The sequence below is a fragment of the Halomicronema sp. CCY15110 genome, assembly GCF_016888165.1.
In the GTDB taxonomy this organism is placed as follows: domain Bacteria; phylum Cyanobacteriota; class Cyanobacteriia; order Phormidesmidales; family Phormidesmidaceae; genus Halomicronema.
This window is the reverse complement of the sequence record NZ_JACSWC010000097.1, coordinates 1-650: the sequence shown is the minus strand read 5'-3', so window position 1 is coordinate 650 and position 650 is coordinate 1. Positions and strand designations below refer to the sequence as shown.

Sequence of the window (650 nt, the reverse complement as noted above, 5' to 3'; positions counted from 1 at the left end):
TCGGGCATTTATCCCCTGGCCCGCTTTGCCCTCATGTTCGAGAATATTGACCCGATTGTGCGGTTCTTTGGGGTCGGTACGGCGCTGTTGGGTGTGGGCTATGCCGTCTTTGAAAAAGACACCAAGCGGATGTTGGCGTTTCATACCGTGTCGCAGTTGGGGTTTGTGCTGGCGGCCCCAGAGGTGGGTGGCTTTTATGCGCTCACCCATGGCCTGGTGAAGTCAGCCTTGTTTCTGATTGCCGGGAATCTTCCCAGTCGTAATCTGAAAGAGTTGCGCCATCAGCCCATTCCGCGCTCGGTGTGGATTGCGTTGGCGATCGCCAGCTTTTCGATCTCCGGCTTTCCCCTCCTGTCAGGATTTGGGGCCAAAGTTTTGACGATGAAGAATCTGTTGCCCTGGCAGGTCATCGGCATGAACGTGGCTGCTTTGGGCACCGCCATTTCCTTTGCAAAATTCATCTTTTTGCCCCATAGCAATGAAGTGGAAAGTCCGGTCAAGCCTGGCTTTTGGGTCGCGATGGCGCTGCTGTTGGGCGGCTTGGTCTTTGCCAACGTCGTTTACTACGAAGCTTACACCCTGGGCAATATCGTCAAGCCCCTCGTCACGATCGCCCTGGGCTGGCTGGCCTACTGGTTCATTTTCCGGCG

1 protein-coding gene is annotated in these 650 nt (G+C 55.7%); it reads left to right on the top strand.

The window, feature by feature from the left end; all coding sequences use genetic code 11:
* Nucleotides 1-650 (top strand): proton-conducting transporter membrane subunit (locus JUK32_RS01230; protein WP_305037824.1); only part of this gene is annotated, 650 nt, incomplete at both ends.